At 62.9% G+C, this 25,317-nt stretch carries 25 protein-coding genes and 1 riboswitch; of the genes, 14 read left to right on the forward strand and 11 right to left on the reverse strand.

Annotated elements, in window-relative coordinates:
• Nucleotides 1–29 precede the first annotated feature (29 nt).
• The gene (locus tag RE4_RS14855; RefSeq protein ID WP_031330946.1) at nucleotides 30–869 is read right to left on the reverse strand and encodes a CPBP family intramembrane glutamic endopeptidase; all 840 of its coding nucleotides are present in this window, start codon (nucleotides 867–869) and stop codon (nucleotides 30–32) included.
• Nucleotides 870–954: 85 nt separating this feature from the next.
• Between RE4_RS14855 and RE4_RS14860 the strand changes: the two genes are divergently transcribed.
• Nucleotides 955–1,263, forward strand: coding sequence for a rhodanese-like domain-containing protein (locus tag RE4_RS14860; protein ID WP_019747641.1), 309 nt, complete (start codon nucleotides 955–957; stop codon nucleotides 1,261–1,263).
• Nucleotides 1,264–1,311: 48 nt separating this feature from the next.
• Here the strand turns inward: RE4_RS14860 and RE4_RS14865 are convergent, their stop codons facing one another.
• Nucleotides 1,312–1,953, reverse strand: coding sequence for a dihydrofolate reductase family protein (locus RE4_RS14865; protein WP_060938827.1), 642 nt, complete (start codon nucleotides 1,951–1,953; stop codon nucleotides 1,312–1,314).
• 74 nt (nucleotides 1,954–2,027) lie between these two features.
• Complete coding sequence (locus RE4_RS14870) at nucleotides 2,028–3,113, reverse strand: TDT family transporter (RefSeq protein ID WP_044480105.1); 1,086 nt, start codon at nucleotides 3,111–3,113, stop codon at nucleotides 2,028–2,030.
• Between the two features lie 90 nt (nucleotides 3,114–3,203).
• On the opposite strand from RE4_RS14870, the gene RE4_RS14875 reads away from it, so the two are divergent.
• Nucleotides 3,204–4,115: a LysR family transcriptional regulator gene (locus RE4_RS14875; protein ID WP_019747644.1), complete on the forward strand. Its 912-nt coding sequence runs from the start codon at nucleotides 3,204–3,206 to the stop codon at nucleotides 4,113–4,115.
• Nucleotides 4,116–4,140: 25 nt separating this feature from the next.
• On the opposite strand, the gene RE4_RS14880 is transcribed toward RE4_RS14875, so the two are convergent.
• Nucleotides 4,141–4,821 (reverse strand): TetR/AcrR family transcriptional regulator, encoded by a 681-nt coding sequence (locus RE4_RS14880; protein WP_060938869.1) that lies wholly within the window; start codon nucleotides 4,819–4,821, stop codon nucleotides 4,141–4,143.
• A gap of 75 nt (nucleotides 4,822–4,896) precedes the next feature.
• Between RE4_RS14880 and RE4_RS14885 the strand changes: the two genes are divergently transcribed.
• From RE4_RS14885 to RE4_RS14895, 3 genes are all read left to right on the forward strand, one after another.
• Nucleotides 4,897–6,060: an FAD-dependent oxidoreductase gene (locus RE4_RS14885; protein WP_060938828.1), complete on the forward strand. Its 1,164-nt coding sequence runs from the start codon at nucleotides 4,897–4,899 to the stop codon at nucleotides 6,058–6,060.
• Nucleotides 6,061–6,067: 7 nt separating this feature from the next.
• Entirely contained in the window at nucleotides 6,068–6,901 is an 834-nt protein-coding gene (locus RE4_RS14890; RefSeq protein ID WP_020969117.1) for a DUF3626 domain-containing protein, read from the forward strand.
• 180 nt (nucleotides 6,902–7,081) lie between these two features.
• The gene (locus RE4_RS14895; protein WP_060938870.1) at nucleotides 7,082–11,266 is read left to right on the forward strand and encodes a bifunctional nitrate reductase/sulfite reductase flavoprotein subunit alpha; all 4,185 of its coding nucleotides are present in this window, start codon (nucleotides 7,082–7,084) and stop codon (nucleotides 11,264–11,266) included.
• 6 nt (nucleotides 11,267–11,272) lie between these two features.
• Here RE4_RS14895 and RE4_RS14900 read toward each other — a convergent pair whose 3' ends face one another.
• Nucleotides 11,273–11,737, reverse strand: a complete 465-nt coding sequence (locus RE4_RS14900) for a tRNA (cytidine(34)-2'-O)-methyltransferase (protein WP_060938871.1) — start codon at nucleotides 11,735–11,737, stop codon at nucleotides 11,273–11,275.
• Nucleotides 11,738–11,873: 136 nt separating this feature from the next.
• Between RE4_RS14900 and RE4_RS14905 the strand changes: the two genes are divergently transcribed.
• Nucleotides 11,874–12,551 (forward strand): excalibur calcium-binding domain-containing protein, encoded by a 678-nt coding sequence (locus tag RE4_RS14905; protein WP_060938829.1) that lies wholly within the window; start codon nucleotides 11,874–11,876, stop codon nucleotides 12,549–12,551.
• 33 nt (nucleotides 12,552–12,584) lie between these two features.
• Nucleotides 12,585–13,205 (forward strand): pentapeptide repeat-containing protein, encoded by a 621-nt coding sequence (locus RE4_RS14910; RefSeq protein ID WP_003940770.1) that lies wholly within the window; start codon nucleotides 12,585–12,587, stop codon nucleotides 13,203–13,205.
• Nucleotides 13,206–13,211: 6 nt separating this feature from the next.
• On the opposite strand, the gene RE4_RS14915 is transcribed toward RE4_RS14910, so the two are convergent.
• Both RE4_RS14915 and RE4_RS14920 read right to left on the reverse strand, forming a co-directional pair.
• Nucleotides 13,212–13,487: a DUF1905 domain-containing protein gene (locus RE4_RS14915; protein ID WP_020969121.1), complete on the reverse strand. Its 276-nt coding sequence runs from the start codon at nucleotides 13,485–13,487 to the stop codon at nucleotides 13,212–13,214.
• 31 nt (nucleotides 13,488–13,518) lie between these two features.
• The gene (locus RE4_RS14920; protein WP_019747653.1) at nucleotides 13,519–13,998 is read right to left on the reverse strand and encodes a GNAT family N-acetyltransferase; all 480 of its coding nucleotides are present in this window, start codon (nucleotides 13,996–13,998) and stop codon (nucleotides 13,519–13,521) included.
• A 64-nt stretch (nucleotides 13,999–14,062) separates the two neighbouring features.
• Between RE4_RS14920 and RE4_RS14925 the strand changes: the two genes are divergently transcribed.
• Together RE4_RS14925 and RE4_RS14930 are read left to right on the forward strand one after the other, a co-directional pair.
• Entirely contained in the window at nucleotides 14,063–14,920 is an 858-nt protein-coding gene (locus RE4_RS14925) for a bifunctional methylenetetrahydrofolate dehydrogenase/methenyltetrahydrofolate cyclohydrolase (RefSeq protein ID WP_007727401.1), read from the forward strand.
• Nucleotides 14,921–14,925: 5 nt separating this feature from the next.
• The gene (locus tag RE4_RS14930; RefSeq protein ID WP_003940740.1) at nucleotides 14,926–15,210 is read left to right on the forward strand and encodes a DUF3017 domain-containing protein; all 285 of its coding nucleotides are present in this window, start codon (nucleotides 14,926–14,928) and stop codon (nucleotides 15,208–15,210) included.
• A 5-nt stretch (nucleotides 15,211–15,215) separates the two neighbouring features.
• On the opposite strand, the gene RE4_RS14935 is transcribed toward RE4_RS14930, so the two are convergent.
• From RE4_RS14935 to RE4_RS14950, 4 genes are all read right to left on the reverse strand, one after another.
• Nucleotides 15,216–15,791, reverse strand: a complete 576-nt coding sequence (locus tag RE4_RS14935; RefSeq protein ID WP_020969123.1) for an SWIM zinc finger family protein — start codon at nucleotides 15,789–15,791, stop codon at nucleotides 15,216–15,218.
• Entirely contained in the window at nucleotides 15,791–17,620 is a 1,830-nt protein-coding gene (locus tag RE4_RS14940; protein ID WP_238076683.1) for a DEAD/DEAH box helicase, read from the reverse strand. Before RE4_RS14940 ends, RE4_RS14935 begins: the two co-directional genes overlap by 1 nt.
• A 118-nt stretch (nucleotides 17,621–17,738) precedes the next feature.
• Complete coding sequence (metX, locus tag RE4_RS14945; RefSeq protein ID WP_021343641.1) at nucleotides 17,739–18,875, reverse strand: homoserine O-acetyltransferase MetX; 1,137 nt, start codon at nucleotides 18,873–18,875, stop codon at nucleotides 17,739–17,741.
• Nucleotides 18,872–20,197, reverse strand: coding sequence for a bifunctional o-acetylhomoserine/o-acetylserine sulfhydrylase (locus tag RE4_RS14950; RefSeq protein WP_060938831.1), 1,326 nt, complete (start codon nucleotides 20,195–20,197; stop codon nucleotides 18,872–18,874). Before RE4_RS14950 ends, metX begins: the two co-directional genes overlap by 4 nt.
• Nucleotides 20,198–20,340: 143 nt before the next feature.
• A riboswitch (SAM riboswitch) is annotated at nucleotides 20,341–20,481 on the reverse strand.
• Between the two features lie 305 nt (nucleotides 20,482–20,786).
• On the opposite strand from RE4_RS14950, the gene RE4_RS14955 reads away from it, so the two are divergent.
• From RE4_RS14955 to RE4_RS14975, 5 genes are all read left to right on the forward strand, one after another.
• Entirely contained in the window at nucleotides 20,787–22,010 is a 1,224-nt protein-coding gene (locus RE4_RS14955; protein ID WP_019747659.1) for an NADP-dependent isocitrate dehydrogenase, read from the forward strand.
• Nucleotides 22,011–22,139: 129 nt separating this feature from the next.
• Nucleotides 22,140–23,348, forward strand: a complete 1,209-nt coding sequence (locus RE4_RS14960; protein ID WP_021332495.1) for an MFS transporter — start codon at nucleotides 22,140–22,142, stop codon at nucleotides 23,346–23,348.
• Nucleotides 23,349–23,384: 36 nt separating this feature from the next.
• Nucleotides 23,385–24,230, forward strand: coding sequence for an exodeoxyribonuclease III (locus tag RE4_RS14965; RefSeq protein ID WP_080726638.1), 846 nt, complete (start codon nucleotides 23,385–23,387; stop codon nucleotides 24,228–24,230).
• A 26-nt stretch (nucleotides 24,231–24,256) separates the two neighbouring features.
• A complete protein-coding gene (locus tag RE4_RS14970) occupies nucleotides 24,257–24,805 on the forward strand; it encodes a guanyl-specific ribonuclease (RefSeq protein WP_021343644.1) in 549 nt (182 codons plus the stop codon).
• Entirely contained in the window at nucleotides 24,805–25,299 is a 495-nt protein-coding gene (locus tag RE4_RS14975; RefSeq protein WP_046378292.1) for a barstar family protein, read from the forward strand. The genes RE4_RS14970 and RE4_RS14975 overlap by 1 nt, the downstream gene beginning before the upstream one ends.
• Nucleotides 25,300–25,317 lie beyond the last annotated feature (18 nt).

Genomic DNA, 25,317 nt, shown 5'->3' on the forward strand with positions numbered 1-25,317 from the left:
ACAAGTATGTCTTGTACCCATGCGATCAGTCAGGCCGAGACGCGCGTGGGCTGCTCTTCGCCGACCCGGCCGCGGATGAAGAAGATGGCAACTACGCCGAAGGCGACCAGCACGACAGTGAGCAGTGTGGCGATCGTGGTGGCTCCGCTGGCACCCGTCGTCACCGAGGTGTCGAGCCCGCCGGTCGAGAGAATGGTGGTGGGGTCGGTGAGGCCGTGCAACACGATTGCGGCCCAGATCGTGCCCGTCACGCGCATGGTCAAGTACATGCACATTCCGAATCCGAAGGTGTAGACGACGGTGGCAAGGACTGTTGCCAGTTCCATTCCCGCGATGAAGTTCACCGTGTGCATGAGTGCGAACAGTAGGGACGACACAACAGCGACGAAGCGTTCTCGGTGGCCGGCATCACGAAGCATCTTCACTGCAATACCTCGGGTGACCAATTCCTCTGCGAGACCGACACATACACCGAGGGCGATCAACGAGACGATTTCGCCGGCCGACCACGCGCTCCAGTCGGTTCCGGCCAGGTGGGCAGCGATGGCGGCAACGACGATAATCGGCCCGATCCACATCCAGCCGCGTCCGCGTACCGGTTGAGGACCGAAGATACTGCTGAGCCAGCCGACCTTGACCGTGAAGATCAGCAACGCAACTGCACCGATCGCGATGGGCAACATGACGCCGAAGATGATGCTCGAGGCACTCGAGACCACGTTGTCCGTGTCGATCTGGTCGGCGAAAACACGCGAGATCACCTGCCCGGCGGCAAGGTAGAAGACCAAATAGGCAACGATGAGAAGGAGCAACTTCCACAAAGTGGGTCGACTCCAAAAACCCGACTTTTCGGGAACAGTATTGGTCATTGTCAGATCGTAAAGGCAACCACACGAAATCACGCGGTACCGTCTATTCGGACAGCAGCGAACACGAAGGCAGGACGCAGAAGACATGTTGGAAGTCGACTTGAATGCACTGGACACGGCATTGGCGGCAGGTGAGCCGCTGATCGACGTCCGTGAGCCCGACGAGTTCGCTCAGGTCCGAGTTCCCGGTGCGGCGCTCATTCCGCTCAGCGAATTCGTCTCTCGCGTCGGTGAAATTCCGGACGCGGAAACGGTGTACATCATCTGCGCCGTCGGTGGCCGTAGCCTGCAGGCCGCGGAGTATCTGCAGGCCCGTGGCATCAATGCCGTTTCGGTGGCCGGTGGAACAATGGCGTGGTACCAGTCGGGGCGCCAGGTCGAGACCGGAGCCTAAGACACAACTGATGGGGGCAGTTCCCGTTTCGGGAGCCGCCCCCACCGGTCACTTTCGCCAGAACAGGTGATGCGTCACGCCGCTCGGGCTCGGCACGATTTCGAGGTTGAAGCGGTCGCGCAACTCATCAGGTGTCTCCCACAGGCGTAGACCGGATCCGAATTCGATCGGGCAGACAGCGATGTGCATCGTGTCGACCAGATCGGCGTCGAGGAATTCACGGATAGTGCTGACCCCGCCGCCGAGTCGAACGTCCTTGCCCTGCGCTGCCTCACGTGCCTGCTCGAGGGCCGTCGCCGGGTCAGCGTTGACGAAGTGGAATGTCGTGTCCGATAGCGTGAACGACGGCCGCACGTGGTGGGTCAAGACAAAAACCGGGGTGTGGAACGGTGGCTCGTCGCCCCACCACCCCTGCCACTCGAGATTCTCCCAAGGGCCGCGGTATGGTGCGAATTTGTTGCGGCCCATGATTTCGGCACCGATGTTGTTGGAGAAGTCCCGCGTGAAATAGTCGTCGATGCCTCGGCTGCCGCCGGGATCGGTGCGATTGGGCCAGCTCGCTGTAGCTCCCGCCCACGCAAACATTTCACCGTGGTCCAGGCCGAACGGGCTCTCGAAGCTTTGGTCCGGACCGCAGGCTATTCCGTCACTGGAAACGCTGAAATTCTGTACTCGTAATGACTGACTCACCGTGTACTCCCGCTCTCGACAATGGTCTACGTGAGTACAGACCGTACGGCGAGGCAAAACTCATCGGTGCCAATTCATGCAGCCGCGGGGAGAGCTCCACTGCGGATCGATCGGACGGTCCGCACCGCGACGGTTGCCCAGATGGGGATCAGCACGGTCAGCAGGGCAAGTGCGATTCCCAGAATCAGTGTCGAACCGGTGGCGACTCCGAAGGCATTCGCTCCGACTGCACATGCTCCGATGGGGAAGGTGAAGCTCCACCAACCGAGCGAGAAGTCCAAGCCGCGGCGCAGTGCGTGGATGGTCACGGTGGTGACGGTGACAAATGCGATGACGCCGATGATTCCGACGACGGTTCCGTATGCGATTCCGAATTCGTGCAGGGTGTCGGCGTGCTCGGTACTGAGTGCATGCCGTGAGGCGGCGGCCAACAGGTTGGATGCTGCGATCGACTGTCCGATCACGCCCAACGGAATCCACAGCGAGGGAATGGCATTGAACGGGATCACGTCGACGCCAGCCGAGCGGTTGCGTGCGAACTGCCTCGCGACGGCTATCAGAATGCCGATAGCGGCGGTCAGTGCCAGAGCGAACAGGATGTAGCAGAAGATCAGTACCGCGATGCGCGGAGCGCCTTCGGGCATGTGGGTGCTGACCGCTGCGCCGGTGGTGGCCGAGACCATCGGAGGTACGACGGGCATCAGCCAGAACGGCATTGCCGTCGCCATCCCAGCATCTCGAACGAGACGAATCATCATCACGACGTAGGTGACCAGGCCGAGTGCCGTGCCGAGTATCCACAGAGTCAGCGAGACGGTGATCGCCACGTCGTGGCCGAGGAAGTCCGGCCCGGTGATGCCGGTTGCCGATCCCACGGTCAGCAGGGCCATGGCGACGGCTCCGTAGAACGGGAACATCGCGGGACTGTGCAGGTAGGCGAGGGCCTGACATCGATGTTGTGACCAATGGGTGGCAAATGCGCCGATCAAGGCGCACAGTACGAGAACCGCCAGAACCCAGAAGATTTCCGAGACCAGCTTCAAGCCTTCGATCTCCGGTTCGAGCGAAGCGGCGGCCACCGAGACGATTCCCGTTCCCATCGCTGCCGCGAACCAGTTCGGGGTGATGTGGGCGAAGGTGGGACTCGTTGTGGTGGTCATGTATTTCACTGTCGTCTCATCCGGTTCGTACCGGTAGACCGGTTGTCCTTGAATGCCCACAAACTCGCCTTGTGGGTCTAATCTTGGTCTATGTCGTTGTCTCCTCGGGTGCCGGAACTCAGTGCCCTCGACGTCCTGCTTTCCGTAGGGCGTCTAGGCAGCATGGGTGCTGCCGGCCGGGAGCACGGACTCAGTCAGCAAGCGGTCAGCGCCCGGGTGCGTTCGGTCGAACGGCAGCTCGGAATCAAGGTTTTCGATCGAGCGGCGACCGGTGTTCGTCCCACCGCCGAGGGCGGTCTGATTCTCGAGTGGGCAAGTCACATCCTCGTCAGTGCCGAGGAAATGGCATCGGGAGTTGCCGCACTTCGCGGTGAACGCGACGCTGCCGTCACAGTTGCCGCCAGCATGACCATCGCCGAGTATCTGGTTCCCGGATGGACGGTCGCGATGCGGCACAAGTTCCCCAACGTCGTGGCGTCGGTGAGCTTGCACAATTCCTCGGATGTCTCTGCTCAAGTGCAGGCAGGCCAGGCCGATATCGGATTCGTCGAAGGTCCGGATGTGCCGTCGGCGCTCGCGTCGTGCGAGGTAGCGCGTGATCACCTCGTCGTGGTTGTGCCGCCGGGACACGACTGGGCCAATGGTGTGCCTGTTCCGGTTGCGGACCTCGCACGCACGCCGCTGATTCAGCGCGAGTCAGGGTCAGGGACGCGTCTGACGCTCGAGAATGCTGTTCCCGATTGTGTGCCGCCCTTGCTCGAGCTCACCTCGTGCACCGCAGTCAAGGCTGCGGTGGTGGCAGGCAACGCGCCCGCCGTTCTGTCGTCGTTGGCCGTTGCTGCCGACCTGACGGACGGCCGACTGGTCGCGGTCAACGTCGACGGCTTGCGGATGCCGAGGCGACTCCAAGCCGTCTGGGATCCCGATCGCGGATTGCGCGGTGCGGCAAGAGATTTCCTCGACATAGCGCTCGGCTCCAACACCGCTGTTCACTCGCGTTGACGGCTGCGGCTGACGGGAACGGCTGCTATCGGACGGTGTCGATCCCCGCGAGGATGAGATCGATGCCTGCCAGAAACTGTTCTCGGTCGTCGTGGTCGCGCAATTGCGCCGTCACCTGATTAAGGAACGGGTACTTCGCGGAATCGAGTTCTTCCCACCGCTGCGCGACGGTGGCGAGGAAGGCGGACCGATCTGTCTCGCGGGGGAGGAGGCGGGCCCCCGCGGCATACTGTCCGGCGAGGCCGAGCACGTAGTTCAGGAGTGCGGACGCACAATCGAACTGTGCCGGTTGGGGAACGCCGAGTGCTTGGAGTTGCTCTCCCAGACTCTCGAAGATCTGCATCACCGCTGATTGCCACGGCTCGCGAGAGAGTTGGGTGCCGACCCACGGGTGCGCGTCGATCGCGTCGAACACACCGAGAGTGATGATCCGGATCGCCTCACGTGGGGTTGCGCTTTCGGTTCCTTCGGTGGTCACGCGGGCGATGACGTCGTCGGTCGCCGCGGCGAGCAGTTCGCTCTTGTTGGCGACGTGCCAGTAAATCGCCCCGCTTCCTGTTGCCAGGCGTGCGGAGAGTGCGCGAAATGTCAGCGCAGCTTCGCCCTCGTCGTCGAGGATCTCGATCGCAGCCTCGACGATTCGCTCCTTCGAGAGCGCGTCCGTACGTCGTTCGGTCCGCTGATTCCTGGTCGCCATGCGCACCATCTTGACATATCTGGAACGCCGTTCCAAGATGGTCACTGGAACGACGTTCCAATAGAAGGCTGAAAGGAAACAAACATGAGCAACTCGATAACGATCATCGGGGCGGGCCTCGGCGGTCTGACCCTCGCGCGCGTCCTCCACGTTCACGGAATTCCGTCGAAGATCTACGAGGCGGAACCGTCGGCAGAAGCTCGCACGCAGGGCGGCCAACTCGACATCCATGAACACAACGGTCAGGCGGCGCTCGATGCTGCCGGCCTCATCGACGAGTTCCGCGCGATCATCCACGAGGGCGGTGCCGCGTCGCGCGTACTCGATCAACACGCCGCTGTACTCCTCGACGAACCCGATGACGGCACGGGAGTCCGTCCTGAAGTGCTGCGCGGAGACCTCCGACGGATCCTGCTCGAATCCCTTCCGGACGGCACGATCGAATGGGGACGCAAGGTCGACAGTGTCCGCTCGCTCGGCTCACGGAACACCGCCGACGAGCGCGCTGACAGCCGACACGAACTGACCTTTGCCGACGGTTCGACGGTGACTACCGACCTCCTCGTCGGCGCCGACGGTGCCTGGTCGAAGATCCGCCCCTTGCTCTCCGATGCGAAGCCCGAATACGTCGGCACGACGTTCGTCGAGACGTATCTGTACGACGTCGACGAGAAGCATTCGGCTGCAGCCGAGGCAGTCGGTGACGGGGCGATGTACGCGCCCGCACCCGGAAAAGCGATCGCCGCGCATCGAGAGGCGGGGGACATCGTGCACACCTACGTCCAGCTGAACCGTACGGCGGAGTGGTTTGCCGGTATCGATTTCACCGACGCCGCTGCTGCGACAGCGCGGGTCGCGGCCGAGTTCGACGGTTGGGCAACGGAACTCACTGCGCTGATCACAGACGGCGAAACCGCTCCGATTCCGCGCGCGATCCATGCACTTCCCGACGAGCACCGATGGGATCGCGTGCCTGGGGTCACGCTCCTCGGCGACGCGGCACATCTGATGGCTCCGTCCGGTGAGGGTGCGAACTTGGCCATGTTCGACGGCGCCGAACTGGGAAGGGCGATCGCCGCGCACCCGGACGACATCGAAGCGGCACTGAGCGGCTACGAGGAAGCGATGTTCGTGCGCAGTGCATCCGAGGCCGCTGACTCGCACGTGATCCTTGATCTCTGCCTCGGTGAAGGCGCACCGTATTCACTGGTCGACTTCTTCACCGGCGCTGCTTCCGTATCCGGATAATGGACGAATGCCTGTTGATTCCACTCCCTCATCTGCCGCGATTGCGCACGTGCGCGGTCTCTCGAAGGGTGACCAGGTGGATCGAAATCACCGGGTGACGTTGCACTTTCATCCAGACCTCCCGTCTGAACGTGGTCTGACACTGGCCTCGATCGCACGTCAAGGCACCTACGTGACCCAGTTCGAGACTCGTACCAGCAACGGCGGACTGACAGCGCATCACGGCGGCGACCGTTGGCGTTGGGAGAGTCGGATATTCGGCGGGGCTTACGACGAGCGAGAGCCGTCGGAACGGCCGAAGTACGGATCGTTGAACTTCTCCGCCGATCCGTACGGGGCATCCCCTCGGTTCGGCTCGTCCTACTTCCGGCTTGCCGAGCACACACTCGACCGCACCACCTTCTGCTTTCCGGACAGCGTCTTCGAGCCTGATCTCTTCGGAACGGCCGAAGCGATGAGCTTGGTCGGCGCCGCCAGAGCCGCCGAGTTCGACGATCCGCTCGACCACTACATCGAGGCGCACGTCCACGGCGTCGTCGACATCGGAACGGACGTCGAGGCACTCGTCCTGGACCCGAGTTACCGCGGCACACGGATCGAAGAGATCGCCCACTCACTCACGTGCCCGGTGCTGTGGCACGACGGTTACGCGGTCGATGTCGAAGAGATAGCCGAACATCCCGAATACCGGGGAGCGACCGTCGTCGACCTTGCCCGAGAAATTGCCCGCGGCAGGCGACTGACGCCTGCCGTACTGGGGCTCGCACGGAGCGCGTCCTTCGATCCGCAGGACGTCAAAAAGGTCTGGCACTACATTGCTCGATTCGGCGGCAGGGCGTAGAACTGGGCATTCGCGTGTCGCTGCCCGTCGACGACCGCCGGTTCGGAGACCGCACATCGGTCCGAAGGGCGCGGTGAGGAAAGAGTGATTGATACGCAACATCGAGCATGAACTCCCGAAACAACTGCATCCGAAGATAGAAGTCGACCTTGATCCTCGGTCGAAGGGATGCATGAATCGATGGGCGCTCAACTCACCACCACCAGTGTCGACACACTCTGCGCGTACTGCGGGGTCGGCTGTGGTCTTGTCCTCGACATCATCACCGATCCGGAGACGGGACGCCGGAAGGCTGCGAAGTCTTCCGGTCTGAAGACACATCCCACCAACTTCGGGCGTCTGTGCACCAAAGGGACCACGACCGCAGACATGCTCGCAGGTCCAGGGCGAATGGACTCTGCATATCGCCGTCCGCGCCGAGGGGATGCGATCGAAGCCGCGGACATGGACGCCGTCATCACTGACACCGCCCAGCGTCTACGGGCAATCATCGACGAGCACGGCCCCGACGCATTTGCGTTGTACGTGTCCGGGCAGATGTCTCTCGAAGCCCAGTACTTGTCGAACAAGCTGGCCAAGGGATTCATCGGGACCAATCAGATCGAATCGAACTCCCGGTTGTGCATGGCGAGTGCCGGCACCGGGTACAAACAGTCTCTCGGGGCCGACGGACCGCCCGGTTCCTATCAGGACTTCGAACACGCCGACGTGTTCTTCGTGACCGGCGCGAACATGGCGGACTGCCATCCGATCCTCTTTCTGCGGATGCAGGAGCGGATCAAGGCAGGCGCGAAGTTGATCGTCGTCGACCCTCGACGCAGTGCCACCGCCGACAAGGCGAACTTGTTCCTGCAGATCGCTCCCGGCACCGATCTCGCGCTACTCAACGGACTACTCCACCTGCTCGTGGTGAACGGCCACACCGACCCTGACTTCATCGCCGACTTCACCGAAGGCTGGGAGGTGATGCCCAGTTTCCTCGCGGAGTACACCCCGGAGAAGGTCAGTGAGATCACCGGTATCCCCGAGGCCGACATCCGCACTGCAGCGAAGTGGATCGGTGAGGCTGCAAACTGGATGAGCTGTTGGACAATGGGTTTGAACCAGAGCACCCACGGCACGTGGAACACCAACGCCATCTGCAACCTTCACCTTGCGACCGGTGCGATCTGCAAGCCCGGCAGCGGTCCGTTCTCGCTGACCGGGCAGCCGAACGCCATGGGTGGGCGTGAAATGGGCTACATGGGTCCAGGTTTGCCCGGCCAGCGCGCCGTGATGGTCGACGCCGATCGCGAATTCGTAGAGGAGAGGTGGGGGATCCCGCAAGGCTCGCTGCGCACCGACATCGGCGGTGGCACCATCGACATGTTCTCCCGCATGGCGGCGGGTGACATCAAGGCATGCTGGATCATCTGCACCAATCCCGTTGCAACGGTAGCCAACCGCAAGACCGTCATCGACGGCTTGGAGAAGGCTGACCTCGTCATCACCCAGGATGCGTTCCTGGGCACCGAGACCAACGAATACGCCGATGTTCTGCTGCCCGCGTCACTGTGGACAGAGTCCGACGGAGTGATGATCAATTCCGAACGCAACCTGACGCTCTTTCAGCAGGCACTGGATCCGGTCGGGCAGGCGCTGCCTGATTGGCAGATCATCGCCCGGATCGCCTGCGAGATGGGGTATGCCGAGGCGTTCACCTACACCTGTGCCGAAGAGGTGTTCGAAGAGATCAAGCAGTTCTGGAATCCGAAGACCGGCTACGACTTACGCGGCGTCACCTACGAGCGCCTCCGCAAGACATCAATCCAGTGGCCGTGCCCACCAGACAGTGATCAGGACCGTCATCCCATCCGATACGTCAATGACGGTGTCAGTCAAAGGCTCCTGATCCGCGAGGACGGCAGCACTCCGCGGCTCGCATTTCCCACCGCCACTGGCCGTGCGATGTTCTTCGCACGGCCGCACATGCTTCCCGCCGAAATGCCCGACGACGACTATCCATTCCTGCTCAACACCGGTCGTCTCGCGCACCAGTGGCACACCATGACCAAGACAGGCAAGGTCGCCAAGCTGAACAAACTCAACCCAGGTCCCTTCGTCGAGATCCATCCCGACGACGCCGCCAGGCTCGGCGTCGTCGACCAGGATGCGATCGAGGTTGCCTCACGCCGCGGTCGCGCTGTGCTTCCCGCCGTCATCACCGACCGAGTGCGTCCGGGGAACTGCTTTGCCCCATTTCACTGGAACGACGCCTTCGGCGAATATCTGTCCATCAACGCTGTCACCAACGACGCCATCGATCCAGCCTCGCAGCAACCGGAGTTCAAAGCCTGTGCTGTCACTATGACGAAGGTCGCCGTGAACACACCTGAAACAGTGCTCGCCGAGGCGCCGCTGGTGGCTTCCGCGCCAGCTGATCGGGCTTTGTCGCGAACCGATATCCTCGCGGATGTCATCGGTCAAACAGGAACACCTGCAGTGGTATTCGATGCGCTCCAGCAGAGCTACCTGGCCGGTCTTCTCGCCGCGTTGCGTGCGGACGCCGATCGCACTGCCGGGGTCCCGACGTTGCCGTCGACGGCGCCGTTCGACGCCGAAAAGCGGATGTGGGTCGACGGGGTATTGGCCGGCCTGTACTCGCGAACCTCGCTCCCTGACACCGACGGGCCCGCGTTGTCCTCGGCTCCGGGCATTGCGACAGAACGCGCGCCGATCGTGGTGCTCTGGGCATCGCAGACCGGAAACGCGGAAGAATTTGCCGCCGCCTGCGCTGCTCGCCTTGGGGAAGTTGGCTTGCCCGTGGTGATGCATGCAATGGACGAGTTCCCGGCCGCCGACCTGGCGGCCACCCGAGAGGTCCTGTTGATCACCAGTACCTCCGGTGACGGCGAATCCCCGGACAACGGCAGCGGTTTCTGGGATGCGTTGGCTGCTGACACGGCGCCCCGCATGGCCGAGACACGGTATGCAGTCATCGCTTTCGGTGACTCGAACTATGACGACTTCTGTGGGCATGGACGAAAGCTTGACGCCCGCCTTGGTGAACTGGGGGCCAGTCGTATCGTCGATCGCGCCGACTGCGAGCCCGATTTCGAGGACACCGCTGCTGGTTGGCTGGACTCTGTCACGGCTGAACTTCAGCGCTCGGCGGCTGGTGAGACGGCCGACGTCGTCGTTGCAAAGAAGAATTCTGGGACAACCGTTGCGGCCACGCCGATTTCACCGGCGATGTCGGCGCCGCTGCAGTACAACAAGAAGGCGCCGCTGACCACAGCCTTGACGCGCAATGTCGTGCTCAACCGGCCAGGCTCTTCCAAAGACGTGCGGCAGTTGGGCTTTCACCTTCCGGACGACACGGTCAGTTACGAAGCTGGCGACGCTCTCGGAGTCTGGCCCCGAAACAGCTCTCCGTTTGTCGACGAGTGGCTCACCCTCACCGGCCTCGACGGTGAGGAGGTCGTCGAACTGGGGCAGTACGGCGATATGACCCTGCGTGCCGCGCTCACCGAACGCCTGGAGATCACTCGAATCTCGAGCGAGATGATTCGGTTCGTGCATCAACGAACTCGCGACGCGGACCTCGCCGAGTTGATGAAGCCGGAGAACATCTCCACGCTCAAAGACTGGTCGTGGGGACGACAGTCCGTCGACGTACTTGCGCAGTCACCCGTTCGTGCCTCGACGGACGAATGGCTCTCCCTCCTCAAACCGCTTCAGCCGCGGCTGTATTCGATATCTTCCAGTCCGAAGGAGAACCCACGCGAAGTGCAGCTGACGGTGTCCGCGGTGCGCTACAACGTCGCGGGTGTCCCACGACGTGGGGTGTGCTCGACCTACCTCGCAGACCACGCCCACGATGATGACATCGGCATCTTCGTGCAGAAGTCGACCCATTTCCGGCCACCGTCCGATCCCGAAACCCCGATGATCATGGTCGGTCCGGGAACCGGCATCGCGCCGTTCCGTGCTTTCCTGCATGAGCGTCGGGCATTGGGGCACACGGGCCCGAACTGGCTGTTCTTCGGGGAACAGCACGCCGCGACCGACTTCTACTACCGCGAAGAAATCGAAGAATTGCGGAAAGACGGATTCCTCACCGAACTCGACCTCGCATTTTCCCGGGATCAAGCCGACAAGGTCTACGTGCAGGACCGGATGCGTGAGCGCGGTGCGCTGCTGTGGGAGTGGTTGCAGAAGGGCGCCCACTTCTACGTCTGCGGCGATGCCAACCGGATGGCCAAGGACGTCGACAGTGCCCTCAACGGGGTGGTCGCTCAACACGGAAAACTGGCACCTCGTAGTGCGGAGGCGTACGTGAAGGCTCTCTCGGCCGAGAAGCGGTACGTCCGAGACGTCTACTGACGTCGATCAGACGGCGCCCTTGAACCCGTGCTGACGCCACGCCTCGTACGTCACGAGGGCGGCAGCGTTGGACAGGTTGAGGGACCGGCGTCCGGGAAGCATCGGGATACGCAGGCGCTCGGTGATGTGTTCGTCCGCCAATACCTCTTCGGACAGTCCGGTGGGCTCGGGCCCGAACAGCAGGACGTCGCCGGGTTGGTAGGCGATATCGGCATAGGACGTGTTCGCGTGCGCGGTGAAGGCGAACACGCGCGCGGGCGTGACGGCTTCCCACGCCGCAGCAAGGTTCTCGTGGACCGTGACAGTCGCCAGATCGTGGTAATCCAAGCCTGCGCGCTTGAGTTTCGGCTCCGACAAGTCGAACCCGAGAGGCCCGACCAGGTGGAGTTCGCAACCGGTGCCCGCGACCATGCGGATCGCGTTTCCGGTGTTGGGTGGGATGCGGGGCTCGTGGAACATCACTCGGAACACTCGAGGAACTGTACCGGGCGTCGTATCGGTGCCCGCGTCCGTGAGAAGACCGGTCGGGAAGTGTGGGCGAATTGGTAACAAACCGGCCAGTCCGTGCGAATCTATTTCCGGCACTCTTCGCAGAACGGACATTTTGATGAACCCTCCCGCCGGTTGGAACCCCGACCCCTTCGACCCCACGATCGACCGTTACTGGGACGGTCAGCAGTGGACTGCACAGACACGGCCCAAGGGCGTCGACGCACCCACTCAAGCCTTCGGCACTCCCACCCAGGTCTTCGGTGCTCCCGGATCGCCGGTGCCGGACGCAAACGCCGAGGAAGGCAAGACGCGGCGTAAGTGGCCGTGGATCGCCGGCGCAGCAGTCGTGGGGCTGGTTGCCATCGCCGCGGCGACGGGCGCAGGCAAGTCGGAAGAATCAACGACGCCTGCTGTGACCTCTTCTACGACAGCGGCGACGACAACCAAAAGCACGGTCCCGTCGACGACGAAGACCACGACTTCGTCCCTCTTGCCGACGACGACAACGATCGTGCCGCCACCAACGACGACAACCGTGGCAATCGTGCCGCTGGTTCCGCAGGTTCCGGTAACCACGACTACGCCGTACGTTCCGCCCGCCCCGGCGTACACCCCGCCGAAGACAACGGAACCCGCGTACGTTCCGCCGCCGGCAAAGGTGCCTGATGCAGGGGTGTATTACGCCAACTGCTCAGCGGTGCGAGCGGCTGGTGCTGCCCCGATCTACCGCGGCGATCCCGGCTATTCGTCCAAGCTTGATCGTGACGGTGACGGCGTGGCCTGCGAGACCTAGGCGATCGAAGCGGTGTCGGTGCGACGGGGCAGTATGGACGGCATGCTCCCCGAAGAATCCGACGACGTCGTCGGCGAAGACTATTCAGACGCGCGGCTGGCCGGGCAGAAGTGGCGTCAGCGCACTTTCACCAATTGCAATTTCCGAGATGCCGACCTCACCGGACTCACGACGGAGTCGGTGGTGTTCACGGATTGTGACTTCACCGGCACCGATCTGGGGGAGTCCGTGCACACGGGAACGGCGTTTCGCTCCTGCAATTTTGCTCGGACCAGCCTGTGGCACAGCACGTTCCGAAACTGCAGTCTGCTCGGGTCGACGTTCGACGGTTGCCGTATCCGGCCGTTGACGCTCGACGAAGTCGACTTCTCGTTGACCTCACTCGGTGGAGCGGACCTGAGGAAGATCGACTTCACCTCATGCCGATTCCGTGAAGCGAACCTGGTTCGGGCCGACATGCGGGGCGCGGTCCTGGCGTCGGCGGATCTGTCCGGTGCTCGTACGGGTGGACTCAAACTCGAAGGTGCAGATCTGCGCGGCGCGCGGATCGATCCGAGCCTGTGGACGTCCGCATCCGTCGGAAACGCGCAGATCGAGTTGATGCAGGCGGTGGCTTATGCGTCGGCGCACGGTCTTGTCGTCGACATGAAGTAGAGGCGCCTAGCTCTCCACGCGCTCCTCGAGGCGCACTGTCACCATCTCGCCGGTCTCCTTGCCGATGGCTTTGCGAAGATCGGCTTTGACCGGCAGCTTGTGGTTGCCGTCTCCCAGCGCCATGAACGAACTCTGGAACGGATGTCCGTCGATCGTCCCGCGTACCTTGACCAGGCCGCGGGTGCCGAAGAACTCGGCGGACTCCGGCCAGATCACGTAGGTCCACCCACCCTTGGCGTCACTCTTCTGCAAGGTGGCCGTGAATTCCTTGTCCAGCAACATGATGACTGTCCCTTCGGGTCGTACCTTGTGATCAGCGGATGAATTCCCGTGCGAGCAGATCCATCAGCAGTCCGTCCTTCCACACACCATGGCGATCTCGCGAGTACTCGCGCATCACCCCGACGTCTTTGAACCCCACCGATCGGTAGCAAGCGATGGCGACGGAGTTGTCGACTTCCGGGTCGATGACCAGACGGTGGAATGCGAGGTCGTCGATCAGGTGGGCACACAGCACCCGAATCGATTCGCGACCGAACCCTTGGCTGTGAAAGTCGGGATCGAGGAACAAGTCGAGCCCGGCGTGGCGGAAGTCGGGATTGTCCTCCGCCTCATACCACTGGATGAAGCCGATCAGGTGGTCGCCGTAGAAGATGCTGTAGCGCGTGGTGCCGGCCTCCGGCGCTGCAGGCCAGTCGTCGTCGGGATTTTGCCACCACTGCACGACGTCCGGGTGCAGGTGAATTGCCCGCAGGCGGGCGTGATGATCGGGCGCGACGGGGGAGAGGAGCACCCTCGGGCCGCGTAGTTCCGGAGCCGTTGTCACTCATCGACCCTAACCTGGAACAATGGTCGCCGTGACTGCAACGATCCTCGACGGCAAAGCTACCCGCGACGAAATCTTCGAAGACCTGAAGGTGCGGGTGAGCGCTCTGAAGGCAGAGGGCATCACACCCGGCTTGGGCACCATCCTGGTGGGCGACGACCCGGGATCCGCGGCTTACGTGCGCGGCAAGCACAACGACTGCGCCAAGGTCGGTATCAATTCTTTGCGACGCGACCTGCCTGCCGACATCACGCAGGAACAGCTCAACGCGACGATCGACGAGCTCAATGCCAATCCCGAGTGCACCGGCTACATCGTGCAGTTGCCGCTCCCCAAGCACCTCGACGAGAACGCGGCCCTCGAGCGTATCGACCCCGACAAGGATGCCGACGGCTTGCATCCGGTCAACCTCGGTCGACTGGTGTTGGGCAAGGAAGCCCCGCTGCCGTGCACCCCACGTGGAATCCTCCACCTTCTGCGTCGCTACGAGGTCCCGATTGCCGGTGCACACGTGGTGGTTGTCGGACGCGGCGTCACGGTCGGTCGTCCGATCGGATTGCTGCTGACGCGTCGTAGCGAGAACGCGACGGTCACGCTCTGCCACACCGGTACCCGCGATCTCGCGGCCGAGGTTCGCCGCGCCGACATCATCGTCGCTGCCGCCGGCGTTCCCGGCCTCATCACCGCAGACATGGTCAAGCCCGGAGCAGCGGTCCTCGACGTCGGCGTCAGTCGCACCGACGACGGCCTGCGCGGCGACGTGGCAGCCGACGTGAACGAGGTCGCCGGCTTCGTCTCACCCAATCCCGGTGGTGTCGGACCGCTGACCCGCGCGTTCCTGATCACCAACGTGGTCGAGCGCGCCGAGCGGGTTCTGGCCGGAGTCTGAGTCCGATGTCCTCACTGGTCGGCCTCGCGAAGAAGAATCTGCCCATGCTCGCGGTCCTCGCCGTGATCGCGGCGGCCGTGGTTCTCGTGCTGGCCGACCGGTGGCGTCGCGGCGCCCTCGTCTTCGGTGTTGCCGTCATCATCGGAGCTGCCGCTCGGTGGTTCGTTCCCGAGAATCGTGTGGGGTTGCTCGCGGTGCGCGGAAGGGTCTTCGACACTGCGGCGATGGGTGTGATGGGTGTGTTGATCGCGACGCTCGCCCTGACCATCGATCCGCTCGGCACCGACTGAGAAGATCAGTCCCCGTAGAACGAGCGAATGTCGATATCACTCAAGGGGATCCACTCCGGTGAATCTGTGGATGTCGACTTCTTTCCAGCCTTGACCGGTGCACTTCGCAGCGTCACCGCAAGTGCAGGTTCCTCGTCGATTCGCCCGGCCAGGGCGTAGATCGCGGCGAGATGGTGAACGCACGGCGAGCGTCGACCTGAGCAGTCGCAGCTGGCAGTGCACTCCGAAAGATCAACGGCTACTGCGATATTTCGAGCCTGCAGTTCGGTGACGATGCTGTCCGGCAGTTCGCCGGTGGAGACGGATCTGTTGGCCTTTCCCGCCGAACGGAGAAGGCTCTTCACTGCGGCGATTTCGGATTTGGTCCAGAGCGGGACAGAAATTGTCACCGACGAGGTTTTTGCTTTGGTGCTCACCTCCGCGACGACGGTCCCCGATGAGACCACGGTGAACTCCACGGAACCGTTGCGTGCGAGGGTACGGGCCGTCGGCAGGGACGGGTTCGGACCGGATGCCGCGGTCCGCTCCACCGTGCGCAGCCATGCTCGACCCCAAGCGGTGACACCGAATTCGTTGGCCATCAGATGATCACCGCGCCGTCGAGTTCGAGGAGTTCACGCAGTTCGGTGTCGGGTAGATCAGCCAGGGCGGCCTCGACGTTCCCGGAAACAGCATCGGCCACAGCTCGTTTGGACTCGTGCATCGCTGCGATGTGATCCTCGACGGTACCGCCCGTCACCAAGGTGTGGACGTTGACGGTGCGCTTCTGGCCGATGCGGTGTGCCCGGTCGGTTGCTTGATCCTCGACGGCTGGGTTCCACCACCGGTCGTAGTGCACGACGTGACTTGCGCGCGTGAGGTTGAGGCCGAAGCCGGCGGCGCGCAAGCTCAGAATCAGAACCGGTGGTGAATCCGTGTCGTTCTGGAATGCGTCGACCATCGCGTCGCGCTTGTCGGTGTTCAGGCCGCCGTGAAGGAAGGGGATTGCGCCGATTCCCAACTCGGAGCCCAGGTGCCGCGAAAGCATCTCGCCCATCGTCCGGTACTGCGTGAATATCAGCGCGCGATCGCCGTCGTCGACGATCTCGGCGATCATTTCCGTTGCGCGGTCGAGCTTTCCGGATCTTCCGTAGAGGTCATCCGTATCGCCGGTGACCTGCGCCGGATGATTGCATACCTGCTTGAGGGTGGTCAGCAGCGCGAGGATATTGCCGCGCCGGGCAGTTCCCGTACCCAAACCGGTGTCGAAAGCATCTGCAACTGCAGACCGATAGATGCGCGCCTGTTCCGACGTCAGAGTGCACGAGACGGTGGAAAATTGCTTGGGCGGAAGATCCTTGGCCACTGTGTCTTTGGTTCTGCGCAGAATGAACGGATCGATGACCGCGGCAAGCCTGGTCGCCGCGGTGGCCGATCGACCGGATTCGATCGGTACGGCAAAGCGTTGACGAAACCGTGCGCGAGTTCCGAGGACTTCGGGATTGGCGACGCGAAAGAGCGACCACAATTCTTCGAGACGGTTCTCCACCGGCGTGCCGGTCATCGCTACCTTGACGTCGGCCGACAACTGCATTGCTGCTTTCGCTGCCAGCGAAGAGGGGTTCTTGATCTGCTGTGCCTCGTCGAAGACCACTGAACTCCAATGGATCGGGGCCAATTGGTCTGCGTCGGAACGCAAGACGCTGTAGCTGGTCAGCACCGTGGTGCCGGCAGGAACACGAGTGGGAAGTGCGCGAGCGGTCCCGTGATGAACGTGCAGTGGCAGATGCGGAGCGAATCGCTCGATCTCGCGGCGCCAGTTTCCGATGACCGAGGTGGGACACACAACCAGGTGTGGACCGTCGTCGGCGCGGATCGCGATCATCGAAATCGCTTGCAGTGTCTTGCCCAAACCCATCTCGTCGGCGAGGATTCCACCGCCCGAACCCGACAGTGCAGTCAGCCAGGCAACTCCGTGCACTTGATACGGGCGCAATGTCGCCTGAATCTTTGCTCGGCGAAGACTCTCCACGGCTGCGCGCGCTTCCGTGAACAACCGCACCGTGGACCGGGCGCTTCTGATTTTCGTGTCGTCGCGCTCGATCGCGGCATGCGCTGCAGTCGGAATGTCATGTGCGCCGGTGTCGATGACGCGCTTCCATGCGAGCAACGACGGTCCGAGGTCGTCGCGACGTGCATCGAGGGTGTGCAAGGCGTCGATCGCGGTGGCGAGGTCGAGCAGTTGCGCTTCGACGTCGGTCGCTGTGATCGACTCGTCGACCGGGATCGCCAGCCGGCAGATGCCCGGCGATCCCGTCGGCATCCCCAGCGCCGACAGGCGCGCTGTCGGATCTGGGTCACCCCAGAACGCGAAGGACATGTGCTCGGGAATGTACGTAGCCTGCAGGCGCGTCGAGCATGGCTGATTCACGTTCGCCGATGCTAGCCGCGCCGGCTCAGGTATGCCAATGAAAATGTCGGGAAAACCTGCAGATCAGCTGTGGTTTTCCCGACATTGACGGATCCTGAAATTGTGCCTCTGTGCCGGATCAGCGGGCCGTGCGTGCGAACTCCATCGTTCGGCGAAGCAGTCCGGCGACAGCGTCCGCCTCCGTCAGGAAGCCGTCATGGCCGTCTCTGGACTTGAGAATCTCGAGGCCCGTGCACGTCGAAATGCCGTCCGCGATCTCCTCCTGCAAACGAAGGGGATACAGCCGATCCGAGTCCACGCCGCCCACGACGACCGGCGCCGTGATCGATGCCAGCGCCGCTGCAACGCCGCCGCGTCCACGACCGATGTCGTGCCGGTTCATGGCTTCGGTCAGGAGGACGTACGTGCTCGGGTCGAAGCGGTCGACCAGCTTGTCTGCCTGATGTTCCAGATAACTCTGGACGGCGTATCGTCCACCGTTCCAAGGATTTTCGTCGTTCTGAGCGGAGTTCTCGAAGCGTGCATCCAGTTCGGACTCGGTGCGGTACGTCAGGTGCGCGATGCGACGGGCGATCCCGAGTCCGGCGCGAGGTGCCCGCCCCGTTCCGTGGTAGTCACCGCCCTGCCAATCCGGATCGGAGACGATGGCAGCGATCTGCGTCGTCTGGGTGCCGATCTGATCTGCAGTGGCCCGGGAACCGGTTGCGAGAACCAACGCGGAGCGAATGCTGTCCGGGTAGGAAACTGCCCATTCAAGGGTGCGCATCCCGCCCATGGATCCGCCGACTACCGAGGCCAACTGGTCGATCCCGAGGAGATCGACGAGCTTCTTCTCCGCCGCGATCTGATCCCGGATGGAGATCTCCGGGAACCTGCTGCCCCACGGCTTGCCGTCGTCGGCCAGCGAACTAGGACCGGTCGTGCCGCGACAACCACCGAGGACATTTGTTGCGATGACGCACCATTCGCCGGTGTCGATCGGTTCGCCCGGCCCAACCATCCCGTTCCACCAGCCGGGGGAGGGCTGATTTGCGGAGATCGGTCCGGTGACGTGTGAGTCTCCGGTCAGTGCGTGCTCGACGAGTACGACGTTGTCGCGGTTCGGGGACAGCTCACCCCACCGCTGAACGGCGAGCGAAACCGAGGGGAGTACCGCGCCGCTCTCGAGTTCCAGGGCGCCGATGTCGACGAACCCCACCTGGCCGTCGGGCGGGGGAAGGAGGTCGATCCTGGGCTCCAATTCGTTCACGGTCACGAGTTTGCCACCGCAGCCAGGCCGACGGTGATATCGGCGAGGATGTCGTCGATTCCTTCGATACCGACCGCGAGGCGGACGAGTCCGGGCGTGACACCGGAGGCGAGCTGCTCTTCGGGGGTGAGCTGCGAGTGTGTCGTCGAGGCGGGGTGGATGACGAGTGAGCGAACGTCACCGATGTTGGCGACGTGGCTGTGCAGCGTCAGGGCGTTGACGAACGTCTTGCCCGCATCGATACCTCCGGGCAGCTCGAAGGTGACGATGGCGCCGGTTCCCTTGGGCGTCAGCTGCTTTCCGCGTTCGAACCATGGCGAGGAGGGGAGTCCCGCGTAGGAAACGGAGGCCACCTCGCCGTGGCCGTCGAGGAATTCGGCGACCTTCTGGGCATTGGACACGTGACGCTCGATGCGCAGGCTCAAGGTTTCGATGCCCTGCGCGATGAGGAACGCGTTGAACGGCGCCACGGCGGAGCCGAGATCGCGCAGCAGTTGGACGCGCGCCTTGAGTGCGAATGCCGGCGCGCCGAGGTCTGCGAAGGTGACGCCGTGGTAGCTGGGATCAGGCGTCGTGAAGTTCGTGTGGCGACCCTGCGTCCAATCGAAGGTGCCGCCGTCGACGATCACGCCGGCGATCGCGGTGCCGTGTCCGCCAAGGTATTTGGTGGCCGAGTGAACGACGATGTCGGCGCCGTGTTCGAGTGGGCGGAGCAGGTACGGCGTCGCGACTGTGTTGTCCACGATCAACGGAAGACCGTTCTCGTGGGCCAGCGACGAGATGCCGGGGAGGTCGAGGATGTGGTTCTTGGGATTAGCGATCGTCTCGCCGTAGAACGCCTTCGTGTTCGGGCGAATGGCTTCGCGCCACTGCTCGAGGTTGTCGGGATCTTCGACGAAGGTGACTTCGATGCCCAGCTTGCGAAGGGTGTAATGCAGGAGGTTGTACGTGCCGCCGTACAGGTACGGGCTCGAGACGATGTGGTCGCCGCCTTCGGCGATGTTGAGGATCGCGATGGTTTCGGCAGCCTGGCCCGAGGAGAGGAGGAGTGCGGCGACTCCGCCTTCGAGGGCGGCGATGCGCTGTTCGACGGCGTCCTGTGTGGGATTCATGATCCGCGTGTAGATGTTGCCAGGCTCGGCGAGGCCGAACAGTGCCGCAGCGTGATCGGTGCTGTCGAAGACGTAGCTGGTGGTCTGGTAGATCGGCAGAGCGCGCGCATTGGTGGCGGTGTCCGCTGTCTGCCCGGCGTGCACCTGCTTGGTCTCGAACGACCAGTTCGCGGTCGGATCAGAAGTTGCTGAGGCGTCGGCTGTGTTGTCGGTCATGATTTGTTCACTCCAGTGGTCTGACGGATAGATGTCGGACGGGGGCGAAGGATCGCCGCCCCGTGCTGGGGTCTATCTACAAGTGCGACACATACTGAGTTACCTCCGTGGGGCTCGGCCCGGTCTGGGGTCCGTCCCTGTCGGACCCGCGCTTGTCACCCGAATTGCGGTGGAACTGCGTGAGCAGATCCACGTCGGGAAACCTGGTCATCACCCGGGGCACCCCACCGCGGTTGGAGGGTTGCCGTCCAGCGAGCCGGGGCTTGACGCTGGCACTCATGACCAAGTCGGATTCTACCGGGAAGTGAGCGCAGTCCTGACGCGGGGCGAATTGTGAGCCGCAACCGCACGCGAGACAGAGCGACGCAGCCCACTAGCAGGCAAAAGTTACTCGCGAGTAGAGACCGATGGGTGGACCTGCCGGTTGCGGCCTCACGGGTTAGCAGTACGCTTGTCTTGTTTGGGACTCATCTCCCGAGATCAGTCCACACCGTCTAGGTTTGATAATCGAACCGTTCGCGGACCCACTCACAAAGTGTGACCGCAACCGTGTAACCAGGGAAACTTCCTAGGAGGACGCGAAGCACCCATGTCCAAAATCAAGGTTGAGGGCACCGTCGTCGAACTCGACGGCGATGAGATGACGCGCATTATCTGGCAGTTCATCAAAGACAAGTTGATCCATCCGTATCTCGATGTGAACCTCGAGTACTACGACCTCGGTATCGAGTACCGCGACGAGACCGACGACCAGGTCACCATCGACGCAGCGCACGCGATCCAGAAGCACGGCGTCGGCGTCAAATGCGCCACGATCACGCCGGACGAGGCACGTGTCGAGGAATTCGGTCTCAAGAAGATGTGGCGTTCCCCGAACGGAACGATCCGCAACATTCTCGGCGGCACGATCTTCCGCGCACCGATCATCATCTCCAACGTTCCGCGACTCGTTCCGGGCTGGACCAAGCCGATCATCATCGGCCGTCACGCATTCGGCGACCAGTACCGCGCCACAGACTTCAAGGTCCCCGGCCCCGGCAAGGTGATGATCACCTACACGCCTGAGGACGGCAGCGCACCGATCGAGCACGAACTGGTCAACTTCCCCGAAGAGGGCGGCGTCGTCCAGGGGCAGTACAACTTCACCACGTCCATCCGTGACTTCGCTCGCGCGTCGCTCACCTACGGACTGCAGCAGAACTACCCGGTGTACCTGTCCACCAAGAACACCATTCTCAAGGCGTACGACGGTGCCTTCAAGGACATCTTCCAGCACGTCTACGAGACCGAGTTCAAGGCTGAGTTCGATGCCGCAGGTCTGACCTACGAGCACCGCCTCATCGACGACATGGTCGCTTCCGCACTCAAGTGGGAGGGTGGATACGTCTGGGCATGCAAGAACTACGACGGCGACGTCCAGTCCGACACCGTGGCCCAGGGCTTCGGCTCGCTCGGCCTCATGACGTCGGTTCTGCTGACACCGGACGGAAGGACCTGTGAGGCAGAGGCTGCTCACGGCACCGTGACGCGTCACTACCGTCAGCACCAGCAGGGCAAGCCCACCTCGACCAACCCGATCGCGTCCATCTTCGCGTGGACCCGCGGACTCGAGCATCGTGGCAAGCTCGACAGCACCCCTGAGGTCATCGGCTTCGCGCAGGCGCTCGAAGACGTTGTCATCAAGACCGTCGAAAGCGGCCAGATGACCAAGGACCTCTCGATGCTGGTCGGCGGCGATCAGGGCTACCTGACCACCGAGGAGTTCCTCGGCGCACTCGACGTGAACCTGCAGAAGGCCATGGCCGCGAAGTAGATTCACTGTTTCACCTTCTGATGGGACGTCCGGGAAACCGGGCGTCCCATTTGTGTTCGCGGTCTCACGTGAGTGAACTCACCCGCTCTCACTTGGAAGTTCAACCAGGTGTGAGACCACAATTGATCAGTGACTTCGTCTACCCTCTCCCGTTCTGACACCTCGACACCCGGGGTTCGTTCCGCCAGAGGTCCAGCGATGCTCGCTCTTGCCCTCGGCGGTTTCGGTATCGGCACAACCGAGTTCGTCGCCATGGGATTGCTCCCGGAAATGGCATCCGGGCTCGGCGTCTCGGAACCCATCGCGGGTCACGTGATCTCGGCGTACGCGCTCGGGGTTGTCGTCGGTGCTCCGCTGATCGCTGCTCTCACCGCACGGGTACCGCGCCGCACCCTGTTGATCGCACTCATGGTCGCATTCACCGTCGGCAATGCCGCTTCGGTCTTTGCGCCCTCGTACACGACGCTGATGATGGCTCGATTCGTCGCCGGATTGCCGCACGGCGCGTACTTCGGAGTCGCCGCACTGGTCGCCGCTCATTTGGCCGAACCAGGTAAACGCGCGAAGGCCGTGGCGATGGTGATGATGGGTCTGTCCGTGGCCAATGTGATCGGGGTGCCGGTCGCGGCCTGGATCGGCCAGGCACTCGGCTGGCGCAGCGCCTTCGCCTTGGTCGCCGTGATCGGGGTGGCAACCGTTGCTTCGCTGTTCGTCTGGATTCCGCGGTTGGACGGTATGCCGGTGACGAATCCGATCACCGAACTCGGGGCGCTGGGCCGCGTTCAGGTGTGGATGACCCTGATCGTGGGAATGGTCGGATTCGGCGGGATGTTTGCCGTCTACACCTACATCAGTACGACGCTCACCGACGTGTCCGGTCTCGGTGCTTCGTTCATTCCTCTGGCGCTCATGCTGTACGGACTGGGCATGGTCGCCGGCAACTTCGTCGGTGGATACCTCGCGGATCGCGCACTGATGAAGGGTTTGTTCCTGTCGATGGGATCCCTCGTGGTGATCCTCGCGGTCTTCGTGATCGCCGTGCGCAATCCGTACACGGCGCTTGTCTTCGTCTTCCTCATCGGGCTTGCCGGGTCCTCGATGGTTCCTGGCCTTCAAACACGGTTGATGGATGTCGCCGAGGACGCTCAGACCTTGGCGGCGTCTCTCAATCACGCCGCGCTGAACATCGCCAATGCCTTCGGAGCGTGGATCGGCGGCGTCGTCATCGCGGCCGGTTACGGGTACACCGCACCGGCAGCGGTTGGGTCGCTGCTGGCCGTCGCGGGTCTCGTCGTGCTGGCGGTTGCGGTGATTCTGCAGCGTAGGGCCGTGCGCTGACCTGGGCGCCCATCCGCGTCGGTGGAATCGGCTACGGTGCTTGCCGTGCCACAAACTGCTGACTCCCACATTCTTGCGCCCCACACCATCACGTCCGTGAACGTCAACGGCGTTCGAGCAGCTGCCCGCAAGGGCATGCTCGACTGGCTGGAGAAGACGTCGGCGGATTTCATCTGCCTTCAGGAAACGCGTGCGTCGGACGATCAGCTTCGCGAGACTCTCGAACCAGCGCTCGGCAACGGATGGTTCCTCGTCTCCGCCGAGCCGTCCGCGAAGGGACGCAACGGAGTCGCGGTGCTCTCACGCACGGAACCTGACGCGGTGCGGATCGGTCACGGGGACGACGAGTTTCTCGACGCCGGTCGATACATCGAAGCCGACTTCGCGGATCTGACCGTCGCGAGCCTGTACCTGCCCTCCGGTGAGGCGCTCACGCCGAAGCAGGAGGAGAAGGAGCGGTTCATGGCGTCCTTCGCAGTTCACCTCGCTACCACCGCTGCGGCGGCCGAGGCTGCCGATCGTCACGTGGTGGTCAGCGGCGACTGGAACATCGCGCACACCGAACTCGACCTCAAGAACTGGAAGACCAACAAGAAGTCTTCGGGATTCCTCCCCGAGGAGCGCGCCTGGATGGATCTCCTGTTCGCCGAAGATTCCGCGTGGGTCGATGTCTTCCGCACCCTCCATCCGGGTGTCGACGGTCCGTACTCGTGGTGGTCGTACCGCGGCAAGGCATTCGACAACGATTCGGGTTGGCGTATCGACTACCAGGTTGCCACCCGCGGATACGCCGAGCGGGCCAAGGTTGCGCTCGTGGAACGCGCTGAGTCCTACGACCTCCGTTGGTCGGATCACGCACCTGTCACTGTCTCGTACCGGTAGGAGCGCTCGTGTCTGAAGGTCTGAAAATGCCGAGCGCAAAGACGCGCAACGCCATCATCACCGTCGTGGTGGCTGTGGTGGCGCTCGTACTGGCGGTAACCCTTTCTTCACGTGACTCCGACAGTTCGGCGTCGTCGGTTGCGAAGTCCTCGAGTGCCCAGTCCTCGACTGTTCAAGCCAAGCCGGGTGCTACCACCAAGGCCGCGCCGTCGAGTTCCGTGCCCTCGAGCTCCGCGCCCTCCAGCTCCGCGCCCTCCAGCTCCGCCGTCAAGACAACGCAGCAGACGAACAGCGATGCGCCGACGCGCGTTCTCGCCACGCTCGTGGAGATCGACGCCGGGCGGTGGCCGGATTCCGCCAATGCGCCGGGCACCAAGGGCGGCATCACCTTCCGCAACAGCGAAGGGCGTCTGCCCGCTGTCGGTGCCGGTGGCGGACGTGTCGTCTATCAGGAATGGGACGTCAACGCGAAGAAAAACGGCCAAGGTCGTGATGCCGAGCGAATCGTCACCGGTAACGACGGTTCGGCGTGGTACACCCTCGATCACTACGACACGTTTGTGAGGATTCGCTGATGTCGGACTCGTCTACGGTCAGCGTGGCGCAGTGGCTGGATCCGTCTTCGGATGTGGCTTCGGTGGCCCTGCAGAGCGACCCGGCCGTTGCGGATGATCTTGCACGTGAACTTCGTGGCGAGAATTTTGTCGTTCGGGTGGTTCGCGGAGAGAACATGCGAACAACGGCGCAGGTCTTCGACGAGTTCGCGGCAGCCTTCCAGTTTCCGTCCCACTTCGGGCGCAACAAAGACGCTTTCGACGATGTCATGCGCGATCTCGACGACGTACTCGGACTCGGCGCCGGATATGTAGTTGTGATCCGAGGTGCGGGTTCTCTACTGTCCGAGCAACAGGATCAGTTGGAGTGGTTCCGCGAAACGATGGACTTCTACACCGAAGAATGGGAACCCGTCGTTTTCCGGACCGTCTACCAGTTCGGTGCGGAGGACCTCACCGCCCACGGTGAAGACCTCGTCGAACTCGACTACCCGGGCACCACGCCACTGCACTGATTTCCACTCGTGAAAAGA

This window comes from Rhodococcus erythropolis NBRC 15567 (assembly GCF_001552595.1).
GTDB classification, from domain to species: Bacteria; Actinomycetota; Actinomycetes; order Mycobacteriales; family Mycobacteriaceae; genus Rhodococcus_F; species Rhodococcus_F erythropolis.